The following is an 18,325-nucleotide window of genomic DNA, read 5'->3' as shown; positions in this document are numbered from 1 at the left end:
AAGGGAAAAGAACTCGCCGCCCCGGCTGAGTGGGTTGTCCGGCCTGGACGACTCACAAGCCGCGCCAAAAGAGTGTGCGTCGTCCCGGCGAAGGCCGGGACCCATAACCACCGATGGGTATTGTTGAACGATGCTGGAACGACGAGTGCCTTTCACCATGCGTGCCGCGGCGTATGGGTCCCGGCCTGCGCCGGGACGACAGTGGTGAATGTGGCGCCGTTATCACGTCATCCGGACCTCGCCGGCACGGCGAACGGCGAGATAGCCCGTGCTAAATCGGCTTGCCCGTATACGGCATCGACGCCGTGAGGCCGCCGTCGACCGGGATGGCCTGGCCGTTGACGTAGGAGGCCTCGTCGCTCGCCAGGAACAATCCCATCGCGGCGAGTTCGTGCGGCTGACCGGGGCGCTTCAGCGGATTGAGCTGGCCAATCTTGTCCTGGGTGCCGCGCTCCTTGGCGCGATCGAACACCGGCTTGGTCATGCCGGTCTCGATCAGGCCCGGGCAGATCGCATTGATGCGCACACCGGTGCCGGAAAGCGAGTAGGCGGTGGTCTGCACCAGGCTGATGACGCCGGCCTTGCTCGCACCGTAGGGATGACCGCTGGCGCCGGACTTCAGGCCCGCGACGGATGCGGTGCAGACGATCGAGCCGGAACCTTGCTTCGTCATGTGCGGGATCGAATGCTTGATCGCGAGGAACGGGCCGATCAGATTGACGCGCAGCACTTCCTGCCAATGTTCGACGGTCTGGTCGGCGAGCGGCACGAGACCGCCGCTGACGCCGGCGTTGGCCCAGATCGCATCGAGCTTACCGTATTTCGCGACGGCCTTGTCGATGAACGCCTTCACGTCGCTCTCCGAGCCTGCGTCAGCTGTGACGGCTTCGACGGTACCGCCGGCATCGCGCACCAGCTTGGCGGTGTCGTTCACGGCATCGGTGCGATCGACCGCGATCAGCCTGGCGCCTTCCCTGGCGAACAGCAGCGACGCTGCGCGGCCGATGCCGCTGCCCGCGCCGGTGATGATGACGGATTTGCCTTCGAGGCGGCCCATAGGTTTCTCCCTGTTCACGTGATCCGCAACGCGTCTGCCGCGCGACGGAATTCAAACAAAATTTCAAACGTCAGAAGCACTTGAGACGATGTGCGGTGTGACGTACAGCGTGACGGGACACTATTGAAGGGCTCATCCGATGTCCAATCCAGAGAAGCCTAACGTGACGGTGACGCGCTGGTGGTGGGTTCGCCACGCGCCGGTGCGCAGCGATGGCGGCAACATCTACGGGCAGGAGGACATCGACTGTGACATCGGCGACGTCGAAGTGTTCGAGGCGGTCGCCAAGATGCTGCCGCGCAACGCGGTGTGGTATTCGAGCAATCTGAAGCGCACGCACAAGACCGCGGAAGCGATCTGGGCCGCCGGTTATCCGAGGCCGGCCGGCATGACGCATGAGCGCGACTTCGCCGAGCAGCATCTCGGCCGGTGGCAGGGCATGAACCGTGCGGCGATTCTCGCCAGCCGTCCGCCGGGCAGCGCCTGGTTCTCCGACGTCAACGAGCCCGCGCCGGGCGGCGAAAGCTTCATGGATCTCTACACCCGCGTTTGCCGCACCATCGTGCGGATCACGGCGGCGGAGGCGGGTAACGACATCATCGCCGCCGGCCATGGCGGCGTGATCAAGGCCGCGGTCGGACTTGCGCTCGGCGGCCAGCCGGATCGGGGCCTGTCCTTCGACATCGACAACGTCTCGGTGACGCGGCTCGATCATATCGCAAGCAATGGTCTGTCGACCTGGCGGCTGCCGATGGTGAACCAGCAGCCCTGGATCGCCGATCCCCGCCACGCCGCGATGCATCAGCCGGCCGGGCCTGAGGTACGGCCGGCCAGCAAGCTTGCGTGATTGCTGCTATCGCAACGCCGGACCACTGCTTAAGCTGATCGCAGAATTCAAACACCTTTAAACTCAAAACTCAGACTCGGGAGAGAAGCATGACCTTGTTCGACATGAAGGGAAAAGTCGCCGTCATTACCGGCTCGACGCGCGGCATCGGACGCGCGATCGCCGAGCGGATGGCCGAGCACGGCGCCAATGTCGTGATCTCCTCGCGCAAGGCCGATGTCTGCGAGCAGGTCGCGAAGGAGATCAATGACAGCTACGGCAAGGGCACTGCGGTCGCGATCGCGGCGAACATCTCCTCGAAGGAAAATCTGCAGAACCTGGTCGACGAGAGCAACCGCGCCTTCGGCAAGATCGATGTGCTGGTCTGCAACGCCGCGTCGAACCCGTATTACGGTCCGCTCGCCGGCATCTCCGACGATCAGTTCAGGAAAATCCTCGACAACAACATCGTCGCCAACAACTGGCTGATCTCGATGGTGGTGCCGCAGATGATCGAGCGCAAGGACGGCTCCATCATCATCGTGTCCTCGATCGGCGGCCTGAAGGGCTCGACCATCCTCGGCGCCTACGCGATCTCGAAGGCTGCCGACATGCAACTCGCGCGCAACCTCGCCTGCGAATACGGCAAGCACAATATCCGCGTGAACTGCATCGCGCCGGGCCTGATCAAGACCGACTTCGCCAAGGCGCTGTGGGACAACCCGGACAATCTGAAGGCCTCGACCGCGCGCTCGCCGCTGCTGCGGATCGGCGTGCCGGACGAGATCGCGGGCGCCGCCGTGATGATGGGCTCGCGCGCCGGCGACTTCATGACCGGCCAGACCATCGTGATCGATGGCGGCGCGACGATCAGCTGACCCGAAGCGTCATCCCGGGGCGCGCGTAGCGCGAACCTCAGATGTGCAACTGCACATCGGGGGATCTCGACATTGTTGCGCAAGATTCCGGGTTTAGCCCTGCGGGCTGCCCTGGAATGACAGCTTACTCCACCGCCGCGTAAACCCCGTTCCTCACCAGCGAGCGGGTATATTCACGTTGGCCCGGGCCCTGCATCATGAAGACCGTGATCAGGTCTTCGCTCGGATCGATCCAGAAGAACGTGCCGGCCATGCCGCTCCAGAAATATTGGCCGACCGAGCCGGAGAACGGCGCGATGCCCTGCTGCGTGCGTACGGCGAAGCCGAGGCCGAAACTGTGGCCGGGCGACACCAGCGTACCCTGGATCTTGACGCCGGCGCCGAGGTGGTCCGAGGCCATGAATTCGAGCGTCTTGCGGCCGATGATCCTGGTGCCGTCGAGCGAGCCGCCGTTGAGCAGCATTTGCGCGAAGCGGGCATAGTCCATCGTGGTCGACACCAGACCGCCACCGCCGGATTCCATCGCCGGTTTCTCCAGCATGTTGAACAGCTGCACCTTCTCATTGGTCCAGGGATCGTTGGCAAAGGCCTCGGCGAGCCGACCGGCATTGGCTTCGGGAGTGTGGAAGGCGGTCTCGTTCATCTGTAGCGGGGAGAGGATGTGGTCGGTGAGGTACGCGCCGAGCGTCTTGCCGCTGACGACCTCGATGATGCGGCCGAGGATGTCGGTGGAGCGGCTGTAGTTCCACTCGGCGCCGGGCTGGCAGACTAGCGGCATGCCCGCGAGCATGGTGGCGTGCTCGGCATTGGTGATCTTGCGGCTGCGCAGCCGCGACTGCTTGTAGAGCTCCTGCACCGGGCCGTTGCCGGTGTGGTCATACGTCAAACCCGACGTGTGCCGCAGCAGGTCCTGGATCGTCATCTGCCGCTGCACGGGGACCAGCTCGAGCTTGCCGTCGCGCTCGACGCCGACCTTGGTCTCGGCGAATTCGGGGATGAACTTGGCGACGGGATCGCTCAGCAGGAAGTGGCCGTCCTCCAGCAGCTGCATGATGCCGACCGAGACAATCGGCTTGGTCATCGAGAAGATGCGGAAGATCGTGTCATGCGTCATCGGCGCGGCGGCCGCCGGGCTTTGCCGGCCGATCGCGTCGAACCAGCCGACCTGGCCGCGCCGCGCCACCAGCACCGTGAAGCCGGGCGCGGTTCCCTTGTCGACCTCGCGGCGGAAGGTGTCGGACAACGCCTGCAGCCGCGCGCTCGACAGCCCGATCGATTCGGGCTTGGCGAGGGGGAGGGACGGGGTGGTCTGGCTGGCGGCGTGCTTGGTGGCAGTCTGGGCGTTCATGGTCTCTCCCTGGTTCTTGATTCTTGCGGCGAGGGCGCCGGCATGGGTGATGATGGAAGTCTGGCGCAGAAGTTTTGCAATGAACAGAAGCTTCGCTGCTTCGCCCTTGCAAACCGGCCATGCCCTGTGCTTGAAACGGCGCGAACCGGCGGCGACGCGGGTTCCCTGCAGGAGTGTAGCTCAATTGGTAGAGCACCGGTCTCCAAAACCGGGGGTCGCAGGTTCGAGCCCTGCCACTCCTGCCAGCTTTTACCCAATCATTTGAATGTGTTGGCCGAGGTCCTGGACCCCGGCCATGATCATATTCGGCTACTTGACGAGCGGGCAGCCGCCGTCCTTGAGCGGCCGGAACGCCTGGTCGCCGGGCACCTCGGCGAGCACCTTGTAGTAATCCCACGGCGCCTTCGATTCCTCCGGCTTCTTGACCTCGAACAGGAACATCGAGTGCACCATGCGGCCGTCCTCGCGCACCACGCCATTGTCGGTGAAGGCGTCGCGGACCGGCGTAGAGCGCATCTTCGCCAGCACCGGCTTGGTCTCCTTGGTGCTGGCCGCCTTCACGGCATTGAGGTAGTGCAGGGTGGCGCTGTAGGTCGCGGCCTGGTTCATGGTAGGCATTCGCTTCATCCGCTCGAAGAAGCGCTTGCCGAAGGCGCGGGTGCGGTCGTTGAGATCCCAGTAGTAGGCCTCGGTGATGATCAGGCCCTGCGCGAGCTTCAGCCCGAGGCTGTGGATGTCCGAGATGAACATCACGATGCCCGCCAGATTCTGCCCGCCCGCGACGATGCCGAATTCGGAGGCCTGCTTGATGGTGTTGATGGTGTCGGCACCGCCATTGGCCATGCCGATGATCTTGGCCTTCGAGGCCTGGGCCTGCAGCAGGAAGGACGAGAAGTCCGGCGTGTTGAGCGGATGCCGGGCGCTGCCGATCACCTTGCCGCCGGCCGCGCGGACCACGTCGCCGGTATCGCGCTCGATCGAGTGGCCGAACAGATAGTCGGCGGTGATGAAGAACCAGCTGTCGCCGCCGTTCTTCACGATCGCGCTGCCGACGGTGTGGGCGTTGGCGTAGGTGTCGTAGGTCCAGTGCAGCGTGTAGGGCGAGCAGGATTTGCCCGTGATGTCGGAGCTCGCCGCATCCGTCACGATCATGATCTTCTCGAACTGCTTCGACATCTCCATGCCGGCGAGCGCGGTCGCCGAGGTCGGCATGTCGATGATCATGTCGACGCCTTCGGCCTCGTACCATTTGCGGGTGATGGTGGCGGCGACGTCGGCCTTGTTGAGGGGATCGGCGGTGACGAGCTCGATCGGCTTGCCGAACATCGACCCGCCGAACTCCTCGATCGCCATCTTGGTGGCTTCGACATTCCCGGCGCCGCCGATGTCCGAATAGACCGACTGGAAATCGGTCAGCACGCCGATCTTGAGCGGCGTCTGCTGCGCGAGCGCAGGGCCCGCCAGCACTGCGGCGAAGAGGCCAGCGGCGGACAGACTCGTGGCGACGGATTTCATGGTGACGTGCCTCCCCAGGTGTTCTTATCAGTTTGTCCGACAAAGCTAGATTTGCCCAGTTCCGGTGTCAATTCTGTCAGTAGCTCGTGATCTGTCGCCTGTTTGTAGCTCGTGAAGTGTCGTGTTTTCGGTGCCCCGGAACGAGGGGGGCACGATGGGCACGGCATCCATTCACGAGGGTGTACGACGGATGCGGTTTTCAGATTTGCTGGAACGGACGGAGGCGAGGGAACTGACGCAGGAGGCTGCTGCGGAGGTTCTCGGGATCAGTGTTCGGACCTTCCAACGCTGGGCGGAGCGTTATGAGGCGGAGGGCGATGAGGGGCTGGTCGACCGACGCATGGGACGGCGATCGCCGCGGCGGGCTCCAGAGGAAGAACTGGAGCGGATGCTGGGACTGTTCCGGGACAAGTACGCGGACTTCACGGTGAAGCACTTCCACGAGCAGCTGCAAAAGCGGCATGACTATATGCTGGGCTATACGGTGACGAAGCTCGCCCTGCAGGCGGCGGGCCTGGTACGGAAGGCGCCGAAGCGTTCGGCGCACCGCAAGAAGCGCCCACGCCGGCCGCTGCCGGGGATGCTGTTGCACCAGGACGGGTCGCGCCACGTCTGGATCGAGGATCTGCCGGCGATGGACCTGATCGTGACGATGGACGATGCGACCAGTGAGGTCTACTCGATGCTGCTGGTCGAGGAAGAAGGCACGACCTCGACGTTCCAGGCCTTGCGCGAAGTGATTGGCGAGCGTGGCTTGTTCTGTGCGCTCTACACCGATCGCGGCAGCCATTATTTCCTTACCCCAAAAGCTGGCGAGAAGGTCTCGAAGACGCAACAAACCCAGGTGGGACGGGCTTTATCGCATCTTGGGATCGAGCATATTGCGGCCTATTCGCCGCAGGCGCGCGGGCGCTCCGAGCGGCTGTTTGGTACGCTGCAGGACCGCCTGCCAAAGGAGCTGCGGCTCGCCGGGATCAGGACGGTCGAAGCCGCCAATGCGTGGTTGAAGGCGCATTACATCGCCGAGCACAACGCCGCATTTGCGATCAAGGCCGAACAGCAAGGCACCGCCTTCGTGGCCGACCGCCACGAGGCCTGGCGCGAGGCGCTGTGCGTGATCGAGGAGCGAACCGTCGCCAACGACAATACCGTTGCATGGAACGGTCGGCGGCTGCAGCTGCCGCAGAGCCGGCTCAGGCCTCACTTCGTCAGGGCCTTGGTGCGAGTGCATGAGTATCCCGATGGCACCCTCAGCGTGTTCTTTGGCCCGCATCGATTGGCAAGGTTTGCGCCTGACGGACAGCAGCTCAGCCCCGACGCGCCTCAGCCTGGCAGCGTGCTCGGAGCCGTCAAGGACAAGCCCTGGCGGGCGCGCAAGCGCGCGTCCTTGACCGCTCCTGCGCGCGCCGCCGTCGAGAAAGCGCGGGTCGGGACGGAGAAACGGGCTTCAAATCGAACAAAGAAACCGACCCGCAGGGCTGACCAGACCCCTCTATCCATGGCATGACAAACTCGGCGCACCCGTCCACGCCTTCCGGGGGCGCCTAAAACTCCAAAACGAAGGCGACAGATCACGAGCTACAAAAACACGACATCTTCACCCGCTACGGACAGTTCCGGTGTCAATTCTTGGCCGGATGGGTGCGACAATCCGGCCGTAGAAGGTCGATTTGACGCTCCAAAAGGCTTCACCTACACTTTGTCGGACAAACGACAACCGGGAGTTCAGGGTGCCTGCCACGCCGCTGTTCCGGCGCATCGATGTCGCGCCGGCCTACCAGAAGGTCGCGGACGCGATCGAACGCGAGATCATCAACGGCCGGATCAAGCCGGGCGAGCCGATCGGCACCGAGCAGCAGCTCGTCGCGCAGTTCGGCGTCAATCGCTCGACGGTGCGCGAAGGCATTCGCGTGCTCGAGGAGGGCGGGCTGATCCGCCGCGATTCCAGCCGCCGCCTGCAGGCCTGCCTGCCGCGCTACAACAAGCTCGCCACGCGGCTGTCGCGCGCGCTGATCCTGCATGAGGTGACGTTCCGCGAATTGTTCGAGACCTCGATGACGCTGGAGGTCGCGAGCGTCGAGGGTGCGGTCGAGCGCGCCACCGAGGAGAACGTCGCTGAGCTTGCCGACAATGTCGTGCGCAGCGCTGATGTCGTCGGCAATCCTGCCGGGCTCGCCGAGCTCGACGCGGAATTCCACGTGCTGATGGCCAAGGCCTCGCAGAACCGCGTGCTGCAACTCGCCCGCGAGCCCGCCGCGCAACTGTTCTTTCCGACCACCGAGATGATCGTCGGCGGCGTGCCCGAGGGCGGCGCGCGCCTCGTCGAGGCGCATCGCCACATCCTCAATGCGATCAAGCGGCGCGACAGGGAAGCCGGCGTGCTGTGGACGCGGCGGCATCTGCAGGACTGGCGGCGCGGCTTCGAGAAGATCGCCTCGCTCGATCGCTCGGTCGAGCACACCTACATGGAACACGCCTACGCCGCCCGCCAATAGGGGACGGAGCGGCGAAGACAGACAAAAAGCACATTCGGGAGGGACTTCATGAGCGACAACATCGCAGCGACCATCCAGCGCGCCCGCGAGCACAGCATCGGCGACCTGTTGCGCCGGTCGGCCAAGCGCTATCCAGCCAAGACCGCGCTGATCTGCGGCGAGGTGAGCTGGAGCTTCGCGGAGATGGACGCGATCTGCAACCGGCTCGGGCGCGGCTTGCTTGGCCTTGGCGTTGCGAAGGGCGACCGCGTCGCGGTGCTGTCGCGCAACTCGCACGGCTTCGCCGCGCTGCGCTTCGCGGTGGGGCGGATCGGCGCGATCCTGGTGCCGATCAACTTCATGCTCAATCCGGACGAGATCAACTTCATCCTCGCCAATTCCGGCGCGAAGCTGCTCGCGGTCGGCCCCGATTTCGTGGAGACCGCACATGACGCTGCGGCCAAGGACTCGGCGGTCGAGACCCTGATCTGGCTGCCGAGCGAGGATCCGGCCACCGCGCCCGACGGCATCACCACGTTCGACAGCCTGCTGCATAGCGACGCCTCGGCGCCGGACGCCTCGGTCGACAGCCGCGATCCCGCGCAGATCATCTACACCAGCGGCACGGAGTCGCTGCCGAAGGGCGCGATCCTCACCCATGAGGCCGTGATGTGGCAGTATGTCAGCTGCATCATCGATGGCGGCATGGCGACCGACGACACCGTGCTGCACGCGCTGCCGCTCTATCATTGCGCGCAGCTCGACGTCTTCCTCGGGCCCGCGATCTATCTCGGCGCCACCAGTCTCGTTACCGGCAAGCCGGTGCCCGACAACGTCCTGGCGCTGATTGCAGCCCACAAGATCAACTCGTTCTTCGCGCCGCCGACGATCTGGATCGCGATGCTGCGCTCAGGCGCGTTCGATCGCACCGATTTGTCGACCCTGCGCAAGGGCTACTACGGGGCTTCGATCATGCCGGTCGAGGTGCTGCTCGAATTGCAGCGCCGGCTGCCCGACGTGAAGTTCTGGAACTTCTACGGCCAGACCGAGATCGCGCCGCTCGCGACCGTGCTGACGCCGGAGGACCAGCTGCCGAAGGCAGGCTCGGCGGGCAAGCCCGCGATCAATGTCGAGACCCGGGTGGTCAAGCCCGACATGACCGACGTTGGGGTCGGGGAGGTCGGCGAGATCGTGCATCGCTCGCCGCATCTGTTGTCCGGCTACTACAACGATCCGGTCAAGACCGCGGCCGCGTTTGCCGGCGGCTGGTTTCATTCCGGCGATCTCGCTGTTGTCGATGTCGACGGCTACATCACCGTCGTCGACCGCGTGAAGGACATGATCAAGAGCGGCGGCGAGAATGTCGCGAGCCGCGAGGTCGAGGAGATGATCTACCGGCTGCCGGCGGTGTCCGAGGTCGCGGTGGTCGGGCTGCCCGATCCGCGCTGGATCGAGGCGGTGACGGCGATCGTCGTGGTCAAGGCCGGCGAGAGCCTCGATGCCGACGCCGTCATCAGGCATTGTGCGGCGTCGATGGCCCATTTCAAGGTGCCGAAGCGCGTGATTTTCGTCGACAGCCTGCCGAAGAACCCGAGCGGCAAGCTGCTCAAGCGCGAGCTGCGGCAGCGCTATGTCGGCGGCGCCACGCTGGATCAGGCGGTGCAAAAGAGCTTTGCTGGCTAGGCCAGCTATTGACCGGCTGCCGCCGGCGCCTTGTCCGACCATTCCGGCGGCAAGCCAAGCCTGCCGGCAGCCATGCCGACCAGGCCGGGACTGCGGCCGAACGCCTCGCAGGCTGCATATTTCGGCTTGCCGCCAAGCGACGCCGCCATCTTGTCGAACGATGGCAACTCCGGCGCCTTTCCGAACGGTGTGCTGCCGGTGACGACAAGCTTGCTGAAGTCGTCGCTGAAGGAGGCGGCGAGATCGTACGGGTCGCCGGCGCTGGAGACCATCGGCGAGTTGGTGAATGAATTCGCGCCGCGGGCCCACACCATCGCCGCCTGCTGGCGGCTGGCCGGATCGCGCACCTCGGCTTCGACGGTCAGGCTGCCGAGCCCGATCGGCAAGCGCGGCACCGGTACGGGGGCACCGGCGCCGAGCGCGGTCGGCAGGATGCCGACCACCTTGGAGGCGCCCGCGGCGACTTCGTCGGTCGGCGCCGCCTGGGTGACGAGCGCATGCGCGGTCAGGTCCGCGGGCTGATCGGAGCCGACGACCTGAAGCCGCTCGCTCAGGCCCATGCAGAGCGAACGGTTGATCGCATTTGCCACCAGACTTCGCTGCTCTTGCGACAGCGTCGGCGACGCTGCTTGGGGGAAGGTCGTCGGTACGATCCGTACCGTCTTCGCGGCAAGCACGTCGTCCTTGTTGACGCGCACCAGCGATTTCGCCAGCAGCCCGTCGGACCGCGTCAGGTTGTCATAGGAGGCCAGTGATCCACCTCTGGTCAACGGCGCGCTGGCACAACCCGACAGCAACGTGACCGCGACCACAGCTCCGGCAAGCGAGCATGACCGGTTGCACCGGCTATCACGCCATGCCCGTCCCGTGCTCTGCGCATCTGCCGCAGCGCCGGGTCGAAACTCCACTTTCATGTCAGCCCTCGAACGACCGCTCACCCCGAGAACGATCGCGTCCCAACGATAGAGCGGGGCCGCCGAGATCGGGATTAAGAGATATTAAGTCAGATGTAGCGCGCGAAACCGTGCGACCTATTTGTGCCGCATTTGGCCGCGCACGCTTAACAAAACGCTATATTTGCACGCTGCGCATCCGCGGCAGACGCCTCTAAAATGCCGTGATGCAAATCCTGGAATACGACCTCGTGGCTTTCCCCGTCACCAACGCGCGCATCCTCTGCGTCGAGGACGATGGCGATATCGCGCGCATGCTGGCCGAGGTGCTTGACGATAGCGGCTTCAGGCCGGTGCTGGTCGGCTCTGCCGTGGAGATGGATGCGCTGCTCAAGCGCGAAAGTTTTGACGTCATCGTGCTCGACGTGATGCTGCCGGGCGAGGATGGACTGAGCATCTGCCGGCGCCTGCGCATGTCGTCGTCGATTCCGATCATCATGGTCACCGCGCGCGGCGAGGACATCGACCGTATCCTCGGCCTCGAGCTCGGCGCCGACGACTATGTCACCAAGCCGTTCAATTCGCGCGAGCTGGTGGCCCGCATCCGCGCGCTGTTGCGCCGGGTCGAGAGCGGCGCTGCGTCGCGCTCCCGGCCGCGCCCTTTGACCTTCGCCGGCTGGCGGATCAATCCCACCACCCGCGAACTGCATGATCCCGCAGGTGTCCGCATCACGCTGACCGGGGCCGAGTTCGATCTGCTGCTGGCATTCTGCCGCAATCCGGGACAGGTGCTGTCGCGCGAGCAACTGATCGAGCAGGCCTTCGGCGGCCTGATCGCATCGGTCGAGCGCAGCGTCGACGTCCATATCAGCCGCATCAGGCAGAAGATCGAGCCGGATCCAAAGGACCGCTCGATGATCAAGACGGTGCGGCTCGGCGGCTACTTGTTCACGCCTGCGGTCGAGCAGATCTGATGGGATGGGCGCAGCGGCTGATGCCGCGCAGCATCGCCGCGCAACTCATAAGCCTCGTCGCGCTCTCGGAGTTGATCGGCATCACGCTCGCCGCTGCGATCATCATCCTTTTGTTCGATTCTCCCTCGATCAATGACACACAGAAGTTTGTTGCGGGCCGGGTCGCGGAGCTCACGCAACTTCTGCGTTTTGCGAAGACGCCAACCGATGCGGATGAACTGCTGGCGGCAGCCAGGCGCGGCGGTCTCGACGTCAGGCGCGTCGCCCTTGGCGAACTCGTGCCCCGAACGGCCGGAGAGATGCGAACGTTTTCCATGAGAGGGTATCGGCAGCTGGCGGCCGAGCCTGGAATCGAGTTGCTGGAGGAGCTCCGCCATCCGGCAGGCTCGTCGTCACAGGTGGTCGTGAAGCTCGACGACGGCCATGCATTGATGGCCGACGTTGTGGTCAAGGGAGGCTTCTGGTCCTTTGTGCTCCGCCCGGCGGCCGCCGGCGCGATCATCGTGCTGATCTCCATGCTGTTGCTGTCGGTCTATGCGGTGCGCTGGATGATCGCACCGCTGGCGGACGTCGCGCGGGCCGCGACTTCGTTCGGCCGCTCGCCGCGGGCTCCCGAGGTGCTGCGCCGGCGCGGTCCGCTCGAAATCGCCCAGGTCGCCGACGCGCTGAACGACATGCGCACCCGCATCGCTGCGTTGCTCGACGACCGCACCCGCATGCTGGCTGCCATCAGCCATGACCTGCGGACACCGCTGACGCGGCTCCGCTTGCGCTCCGAGCGCGTCGGCGACGACACCCTGCGCCCGGCGATGCTGGGCGATATCGCCAAGATGACGCGCATGATCAACGAGACGCTGGAGTATCTTCGCGAGGATGCGCGCTCGGAGGCGGCCTCGTGCATCGACCTGCCGAGCTTCCTGCAGACCATCTGTTCAGAGTTCGCCGATACGGGCCACGCGGTTTCCTATGCCGGGCCGGCGCGGTTGCCTTACGCCTGCCGGCCTCGCGCGCTGTCGCGTGCCGTCACCAATATCGTGGAGAACGCGGTCAAGCATGGCAGCACGATCACGGTGGCGCTGCGGCCAGCGGCGTCCGATCACATTGCGATCGAGGTGGTAGACGACGGACCCGGCATCCCGCTGGCGCTGCGCGACAAGGTGTTCGAGCCCTTCTTCAAGGCCGACAGCGCGCGGCAGGATAGCGGCGGCTTCGGATTGGGGCTGTCGATTGCGCAGGATATTGCCAAGCGCCATGGGGGACGCATCGAGTTGAGTGCGGGGGAGCCGGGCGGATTGCGGGTCTCGATGCTGCTCCCGCCGCAGCCCGCGCTGGCCTAGGCGGGGCGGCGCGGCAACGAGCGACCTGCGGGGCTTCCGGCGCCGATGGCCAATTAACCCCCATCGCCGTAAAGGCTCGGGTTTAGCTTGCCTCGGCTTTCGCCCGTATCCTTGGCTAAGTCCTTGATTTCAGGTGGCCCGTTCCGGCCGGGCCGGGGCGGGGCGCGACGGCGCCGACCTTGACGTTTGGCCGCTCTCGCAGTAGATACCCGACACTCGCAGCCGGCCCGCTTTGATGGCGGATATCCGGCGCGGCCTAATTCCCCGAACATTCGAGCTCGTTTATCGGCTCAACCTTCCAAACGAGGGCTGGGTCCGCAAGGTCGGCTGTTCGGTTTCCTTGAAACGTTGCAATCGTCCGGAGACGGACGCGGATCTCACGATGGCTTTCAGCCCGTTCAAATTCCTGCAGGAAGTGCGCTCGGAGACCGCCAAGGTCACCTGGCCGACGCGCCGCGAGACGACCATCACCACCATCATGGTGTTCGTGATGGTGGCGCTGGCCTCGATCTTCTTCTTCGCCGCGGATCAGATCATCCGCTACCTCATCACCCTGATACTGGGCATCCACTGATGAGCATGGGAACTCAATTGATGGACAAGCGCTGGTACATCGTCCACGCCTATTCGAACTTCGAGAAGAAGGTCGCGGAATCGATCCGCGAGCAGGCCAAGCAGCGCGGCCTGGAAGAGCTGTTCGAGCAAGTGCTGGTGCCGACCGAGAAGGTCACCGAAGTGCGCCGCGGCCGCAAGATCGACGCCGAGCGCAAGTTCTTCCCGGGCTACGTGCTGGTGAAGATGAAGCTGACCGACGAGGCGTTCCATCTGATCAAGAACACCCCGAAGGTGACCGGCTTCCTCGGCGCGGAAAACAAGCCGATGCCGATCTCGGAAAACGAGGCGATGCGGATCCTGCACCAGGTGCAGGAGGGCGTGGAGCGTCCGAAGGCGTCGGTGTCGTTCGAAATCGGCGAGAACGTGCGCGTGGCCGACGGCCCGTTCGCCTCGTTCTCCGGCGTGGTGGAAGAAATCGACGAGGCGCGCTCGCGCGTGAAGGTCGCGGTGTCGATCTTCGGCCGCGCGACCCCCGTGGAACTGGAATTCGGTCAGGTCGAAAAGGTGGTCTGACCGGACGACGCGGGGTATATCCCCCGCGTCAAGTGAGGCCGTGGGAGGGAGGAGGCGGTCGCCAGCCCCTTCAACCGAACCACGGAACCTGAAACCGCCGGCACCGTCCGGCACAACAGGAGTGATAAATGGCAAAGAAAGTGACCGGATACCTGAAGCTTCAGGTCCCGGCCGGCGCGGCGAATCCTTCGCCCCCGATCGGTCCCGCGCTTGGTCAGCGCGGTCTCAACATCATGGAGTTCTGCAAGGCGTTCAACGCGCAGACCCAGAAGGAAGAGAAGAACACCCCGATCCCGGTGGTGATCACGATCTACGCAGATCGTTCGTTCACCTTCGAGATGAAGACCCCCCCGATGTCGTTCTTCCTCAAGCAGGCTGCCAAGATCCAGTCCGGCTCGAAGGCGCCGGGCCGCGACAAGGCCGGCCAGGTGACCAAGGCGCAGGTGCGCGAGATCGCCGAGAAGAAGATGAAGGACTTGAATTGCGACACCATTGAATCGGCCATGAAGATGGTCGAGGGCTCTGCCCGTTCGATGGGTCTGGAAGTTGCGGGGTAACGGGCCATGGCAATCGGAAAGCGTTTGAAGAAGGCCCGCGAGGGCGTCGATCGCGAGCACCTCTATCCGCTCGCGGACGCCATCAAGATGGTCAAGGAGCGCGCCAAGTCGAAGTTCGACGAGACGATCGAGATCGCGATCAATCTCGGCGTCGACCCGCGCCACGCCGACCAGATGGTCCGCGGCGTCGTCAACCTGCCGAACGGCACCGGCCGCACGCTGCGCGTCGGCGTGTTCGCGCGCGGCGCCAAGGCCGAGGAAGCCAAGGCCGCCGGTGCCGACGTCGTCGGTGCTGAAGACCTGGTCGAGAAGGTGCAGGGCGGTGCGATCGATTTCGACCGCTGCATCGCCACCCCCGACATGATGCCGCTGGTCGGCCGCCTCGGTAAGGTGCTCGGTCCGCGCGGCATGATGCCGAACCCGAAGATCGGCACCGTGACCATGGACGTCACCAGCGCCGTGAAGGGCGCCAAGGGCGGTTCGGTCGAGTTCCGCGTCGAGAAGGCCGGCATCGTGCAGGCCGGCATCGGCAAGGCCTCGTTCTCCGAGGACAAGCTGGTCGAGAACGTCAAGGCGCTGGCCGACGCGGTCTCCAAGGCGAAGCCGGCGGGTTCCAAGGGCACCTACATCCAGCGCGTGGCGGTTTCCTCCACCATGGGCCCGGGCGTGAAGGTCGAGCCGGGCACGATCCTCGGCTGAGGTCTTAAGGCCGTGACGAGATAAAGAGGGGCGGGATCGGGCAACCGGTTCCGCCCTTCTGTTTTTGTGCGTGAAGCCTCTCGTGGGAAACAATAACGATGCCCGATAAGGTTCTGGTCTATTCGCGCTTTCCCAAGGCCCAGCTGATCCGCTTCGGCGAGCGCTATGAGCTGTTGAACGCCGCAGGCAAACGGCTGGACGAAGCGTTTCCGGCGGCCGAGCTCGCCGCCATCCGCGCCATGATCACCGCGGGCGGCACGGCGCTCGGCGCCGATGCGATGGACAGGCTGCCGAAGCTCGGCGCGATCGTCTGCTACGGCACCGGCTATGACGGCGTCGATCTCACCGCTGCCGCCAAGCGCGGCATCGCGGTCGGCCACAGTCCGGGCGCCAATGCGGCGTCGGTTGCCGACACGGCGGTGACCTTGATGCTGGCGTCGGTACGGCGCCTGCTGGTGGCCGACAATTATGTCCGGAGCGGCGACTGGGCCGGAGCAAAACCGTCACCGATGATGCGGCCGCAGGCCGGCATGCGCGGCCGCAAGGTCGGCGTCTACGGCATGGGCGAGATCGGCCGCAAGATCGCGAGCCGCGTTGCCGCGTTCGAAACCGAGGTCGGCTATTTCAGCCGCACCAGATACGACCTGCCATATCAGTACCTGCCGAGCCTCGAGGCGCTCGCCGACTGGTGCAGCGTGCTGGTGATCGCAGTCCGTGCCGGCGCCGACAATACTCATGTGATCAACGCCGACATCCTGCGCCGGCTCGGCAGCGACGGCTTCGTCGTCAACATTTCGCGCGGCTCGGTGATCGATCAAACCGCGCTGGTCGCGGCGCTGACCGAGGGCGTGATTGCCGGTGCCGGCCTCGACGTCTTCGCCAGGGAGCCGCATGCGCCGGATGCGCTGACCGCGCTGCCGAACGTGGTGCTGTCGCCGCATCTCGGCGGCCATACGCTGGAATCGCACGTCGCGATGCAGGACTGCGTGTTCGCCAATCTCGACGCATTCTTTGCCGGCAAACCGCTCGCCTATCCAGTGGCAGCGGCCTGACCGGATCCTCAGTTCGGGCGCGGTGCGTGGCGCAGCTTGTCCGGGTTGCGGACGACGTAGATCGCCGCGATCCGGTTGGTCTCGCCGTCGATCGCCATGCTCAGCGTGTGGTCGACCTCGCCATCGAGGAAGATCAGCGCGCCGGCGCTGCCATTGACCATCATCGGTTCGATGCGAACCTCGCTGCCGGCGTTCTTGCCGGCAATGCTGATCACGAAGCGGACGATCTTCTCGGCCCCCTTGATCGGGTTCAGCGCCGCGAGCTTGCGGCCGCCGCCATCGGTGATGGCGATGGCGTCCTCACGCAGCAGCTCGGTCAGCGCGGAGACATCGCCGCCGGCGGCAGCCTTGCAGAACTCCGCCAGCAACCTCGCATGGCCTTCGGGCGGCTCGACCAGAGCCGGGCGGCTGTCGCGGACGGATTTGCGGGCGCGGGCGGCAAGCTGCCGGCAGGCCGCTTCGCTGCGCTCAAGCGTGCGCGCAACTTCCGCAAACGGCCGGTCGAACACGTCGTGCAGCAGGAACGCGGCGCGCTCGAGCGGCGTCAATGCGTCGAGCACCAGCATCAGCGCAAAGGAGAGGTCGTCGGCAAGCTCGGTCGCCGCCTCGGCCGACAGGCTCTCGTCGAAGACCGGCTCGGGCAGCCAGGCGCCAACATAGAGCTCGCGCTGGGCGCGGGCGCTCTTCAGCCGGTCGAGGCAGAGCCGGGTCACGACCGTGACCAGGAACGCCTCGGGATTGCGCACGTCGTCGGCTGCGGCGAAGCGCAGATAGGCGTCCTGCACCACGTCGTCAGCGTCGCCGCGGCTGCCGAGCATGCGGTAGGCGAGCCCGGTCAGCCGCGCCCGATACGGCCCCAGCGGGTCGCTCTCAGGCGGCCTGCTTGATGACATCGATCTGATGGCCGGCCACGGTCACGCGGCGACACTCCCTGGCATATCCCAGCGCCAGCTTGATCATGGGGAAGATGCGGCCGATTTGTAGGGCCATGGCGAGGTCGATCACGCCTTTTTCGCCCCAGCGTGCGCGAACCGCGTCGCGGCAGGCATCATCGTCGGCCGAGCGCTGCAGAACCGCGTCGGCGAAGTGGAAGCCGAGCGCGGTGTCCGCGGTCATCGCGGCAACATCGCGCCGTAGCACCGCCGCGACCTGCTGCTCCGCCATTCCGGCCTCGACCGCCATGTCGGCGACCAGTTGCGCGCAGGGACCGCAATCTTCCGCCAGCGCGCCGGTCAGCTTGGCGGCGTAGAAGGCCTCGACCGGTGCGACCTCGCGGCAGGCGGCCGCCTTCATCGCGCCTGCGAACTTGAAGAAGGTTGCGGGAGACTCTTTCAACATCATCTCGAGATAACTGGTGTCGTAACCGTAGCGCCTGGAGTAGGCGCGCAGCATGCTGCGCGCGATGAAACTACGCATGTTGTTCTCCTTGACTGGGCAGGGCGGAATAAAGCGCGAGCGCCGCGGGCAGGATGACCGCGACCAGGTCCGATGCGGCGTGGCGGTTATGGCCGCCGGCGATCATCAAGAGATGCAGCAGGGCGTGGCTGGCCAGAAACGCGGCACCCGCGATCGCCGCGGGCCACCAGGCCGGCCGCAAGGCTCGCGCCAGCAGGCCGAGCCCCGCCGCCATGAAGGCAATGCCGACGTCCTCGACGAAGTGCGGGTTGAATGGCCCGGTATCGGCGGCACCGGGAACCAGTGACCACCAGATGGAACCGGCTGTGAGCATCAACAGCCCGTTGCCGAGGTTGAATAGACCGAGAATTCCTGCAATCCATCGTTTCATGCGAGCCTCCAGCGCCCAGACGAGCGACGCGGCCGTCGCGTGACGTGCGCTCGCGAGAAATTTTTTGCAGGCTTCGGCCGGTCACCGAATTGGTCTGAAATTTGCTCTTGGCAAGTGA

19 protein-coding genes and 1 tRNA gene are annotated in these 18,325 nt (G+C 65.1%); 13 read left to right on the top strand and 7 right to left on the bottom strand.

Features of this window, described 5'->3' with window-relative positions; genetic code table 11:
• Positions 1-271: 271 nt before the first annotated feature.
• Complete coding sequence (locus tag ACVILL_RS36210; protein ID WP_456733403.1) at positions 272-1,057, bottom strand: SDR family NAD(P)-dependent oxidoreductase; 786 nt, start codon at positions 1,055-1,057, stop codon at positions 272-274.
• A 139-nt stretch (positions 1,058-1,196) separates the two neighbouring features.
• Between ACVILL_RS36210 and ACVILL_RS36205 the strand changes: the two genes are divergently transcribed.
• Positions 1,197-1,904, top strand: coding sequence for a histidine phosphatase family protein (locus tag ACVILL_RS36205; protein ID WP_456733402.1), 708 nt, complete (start codon positions 1,197-1,199; stop codon positions 1,902-1,904).
• 89 nt (positions 1,905-1,993) lie between these two features.
• On the top strand, positions 1,994-2,761 hold the full coding sequence (locus ACVILL_RS36200) for an SDR family NAD(P)-dependent oxidoreductase (RefSeq protein WP_456733401.1): 768 nt from the start codon (positions 1,994-1,996) through the stop codon (positions 2,759-2,761).
• 124 nt (positions 2,762-2,885) lie between these two features.
• Here the strand turns inward: ACVILL_RS36200 and ACVILL_RS36195 are convergent, their stop codons facing one another.
• Positions 2,886-4,109, bottom strand: a complete 1,224-nt coding sequence (locus ACVILL_RS36195; RefSeq protein ID WP_456733400.1) for a serine hydrolase domain-containing protein — start codon at positions 4,107-4,109, stop codon at positions 2,886-2,888.
• A gap of 169 nt (positions 4,110-4,278) precedes the next feature.
• On the opposite strand from ACVILL_RS36195, the gene ACVILL_RS36190 reads away from it, so the two are divergent.
• A tRNA-Trp gene (locus tag ACVILL_RS36190) sits at positions 4,279-4,354 on the top strand.
• A 64-nt stretch (positions 4,355-4,418) separates the two neighbouring features.
• Here ACVILL_RS36190 and ACVILL_RS36185 read toward each other — a convergent pair.
• Positions 4,419-5,624, bottom strand: a complete 1,206-nt coding sequence (locus ACVILL_RS36185; RefSeq protein ID WP_456733399.1) for an ABC transporter substrate-binding protein — start codon at positions 5,622-5,624, stop codon at positions 4,419-4,421.
• A gap of 190 nt (positions 5,625-5,814) precedes the next feature.
• On the opposite strand from ACVILL_RS36185, the gene ACVILL_RS36180 reads away from it, so the two are divergent.
• From ACVILL_RS36180 to ACVILL_RS36170, 3 genes are all read left to right on the top strand, one after another.
• Positions 5,815-7,131 (top strand): ISNCY family transposase, encoded by a 1,317-nt coding sequence (locus ACVILL_RS36180; protein ID WP_456727712.1) that lies wholly within the window; start codon positions 5,815-5,817, stop codon positions 7,129-7,131.
• A gap of 223 nt (positions 7,132-7,354) precedes the next feature.
• Positions 7,355-8,119, top strand: coding sequence for a FadR/GntR family transcriptional regulator (locus ACVILL_RS36175; protein ID WP_456733398.1), 765 nt, complete (start codon positions 7,355-7,357; stop codon positions 8,117-8,119).
• Positions 8,120-8,167: 48 nt separating this feature from the next.
• Positions 8,168-9,781 (top strand): acyl-CoA synthetase, encoded by a 1,614-nt coding sequence (locus tag ACVILL_RS36170; RefSeq protein ID WP_456733397.1) that lies wholly within the window; start codon positions 8,168-8,170, stop codon positions 9,779-9,781.
• A 5-nt stretch (positions 9,782-9,786) separates the two neighbouring features.
• On the opposite strand, the gene ACVILL_RS36165 is transcribed toward ACVILL_RS36170, so the two are convergent.
• Positions 9,787-10,695: a DUF3313 domain-containing protein gene (locus ACVILL_RS36165; protein WP_456733396.1), complete on the bottom strand. Its 909-nt coding sequence runs from the start codon at positions 10,693-10,695 to the stop codon at positions 9,787-9,789.
• 206 nt (positions 10,696-10,901) lie between these two features.
• On the opposite strand from ACVILL_RS36165, the gene ACVILL_RS36160 reads away from it, so the two are divergent.
• The 7 genes from ACVILL_RS36160 (at position 10,902) to ACVILL_RS36130 (ending at position 16,421) form a co-directional block, all read left to right on the top strand.
• Positions 10,902-11,648, top strand: a complete 747-nt coding sequence (locus tag ACVILL_RS36160) for a response regulator (RefSeq protein WP_456733395.1) — start codon at positions 10,902-10,904, stop codon at positions 11,646-11,648.
• A gap of 71 nt (positions 11,649-11,719) precedes the next feature.
• Positions 11,720-12,985, top strand: a complete 1,266-nt coding sequence (locus ACVILL_RS36155) for an ATP-binding protein (protein ID WP_456733394.1) — start codon at positions 11,720-11,722, stop codon at positions 12,983-12,985.
• 382 nt (positions 12,986-13,367) lie between these two features.
• On the top strand, positions 13,368-13,559 hold the full coding sequence (secE, locus tag ACVILL_RS36150) for a preprotein translocase subunit SecE (protein ID WP_016840554.1): 192 nt from the start codon (positions 13,368-13,370) through the stop codon (positions 13,557-13,559).
• Positions 13,560-13,579: 20 nt separating this feature from the next.
• Positions 13,580-14,113 (top strand): transcription termination/antitermination protein NusG, encoded by a 534-nt coding sequence (nusG, locus tag ACVILL_RS36145; RefSeq protein WP_050625731.1) that lies wholly within the window; start codon positions 13,580-13,582, stop codon positions 14,111-14,113.
• A gap of 128 nt (positions 14,114-14,241) precedes the next feature.
• Positions 14,242-14,670: a 50S ribosomal protein L11 gene (rplK, locus tag ACVILL_RS36140; protein WP_066499365.1), complete on the top strand. Its 429-nt coding sequence runs from the start codon at positions 14,242-14,244 to the stop codon at positions 14,668-14,670.
• Positions 14,671-14,676: 6 nt separating this feature from the next.
• On the top strand, positions 14,677-15,369 hold the full coding sequence (gene rplA, locus ACVILL_RS36135) for a 50S ribosomal protein L1 (protein WP_456733393.1): 693 nt from the start codon (positions 14,677-14,679) through the stop codon (positions 15,367-15,369).
• A 98-nt stretch (positions 15,370-15,467) separates the two neighbouring features.
• The gene (locus ACVILL_RS36130) at positions 15,468-16,421 is read left to right on the top strand and encodes a 2-hydroxyacid dehydrogenase (RefSeq protein WP_456733392.1); all 954 of its coding nucleotides are present in this window, start codon (positions 15,468-15,470) and stop codon (positions 16,419-16,421) included.
• A gap of 8 nt (positions 16,422-16,429) precedes the next feature.
• On the opposite strand, the gene sigJ is transcribed toward ACVILL_RS36130, so the two are convergent.
• The 3 genes from sigJ to ACVILL_RS36115 are packed head-to-tail and all read right to left on the bottom strand — an operon-like array spanning position 16,430 to position 18,207.
• Positions 16,430-17,314 carry an RNA polymerase sigma factor SigJ gene (gene sigJ / locus ACVILL_RS36125; RefSeq protein ID WP_456733391.1) on the bottom strand — a complete coding sequence of 295 codons (885 nt, stop codon included), beginning with the start codon at positions 17,312-17,314 and terminating at the stop codon, positions 16,430-16,432.
• A complete protein-coding gene (locus tag ACVILL_RS36120) occupies positions 17,292-17,837 on the bottom strand; it encodes a hypothetical protein (protein ID WP_456733390.1) in 546 nt (181 codons plus the stop codon). The genes sigJ and ACVILL_RS36120 overlap by 23 nt, the downstream gene beginning before the upstream one ends.
• Positions 17,830-18,207 carry a hypothetical protein gene (locus tag ACVILL_RS36115; RefSeq protein WP_456733389.1) on the bottom strand — a complete coding sequence of 126 codons (378 nt, stop codon included), beginning with the start codon at positions 18,205-18,207 and terminating at the stop codon, positions 17,830-17,832. Before ACVILL_RS36115 ends, ACVILL_RS36120 begins: the two co-directional genes overlap by 8 nt.
• Positions 18,208-18,325 lie beyond the last annotated feature (118 nt).

It is taken from the genome of Bradyrhizobium sp. USDA 3364, assembly GCF_054056355.1.
Note: the sequence above shows the minus strand (reverse complement) of the source record. Positions and strands in the feature narration are given on the sequence as shown.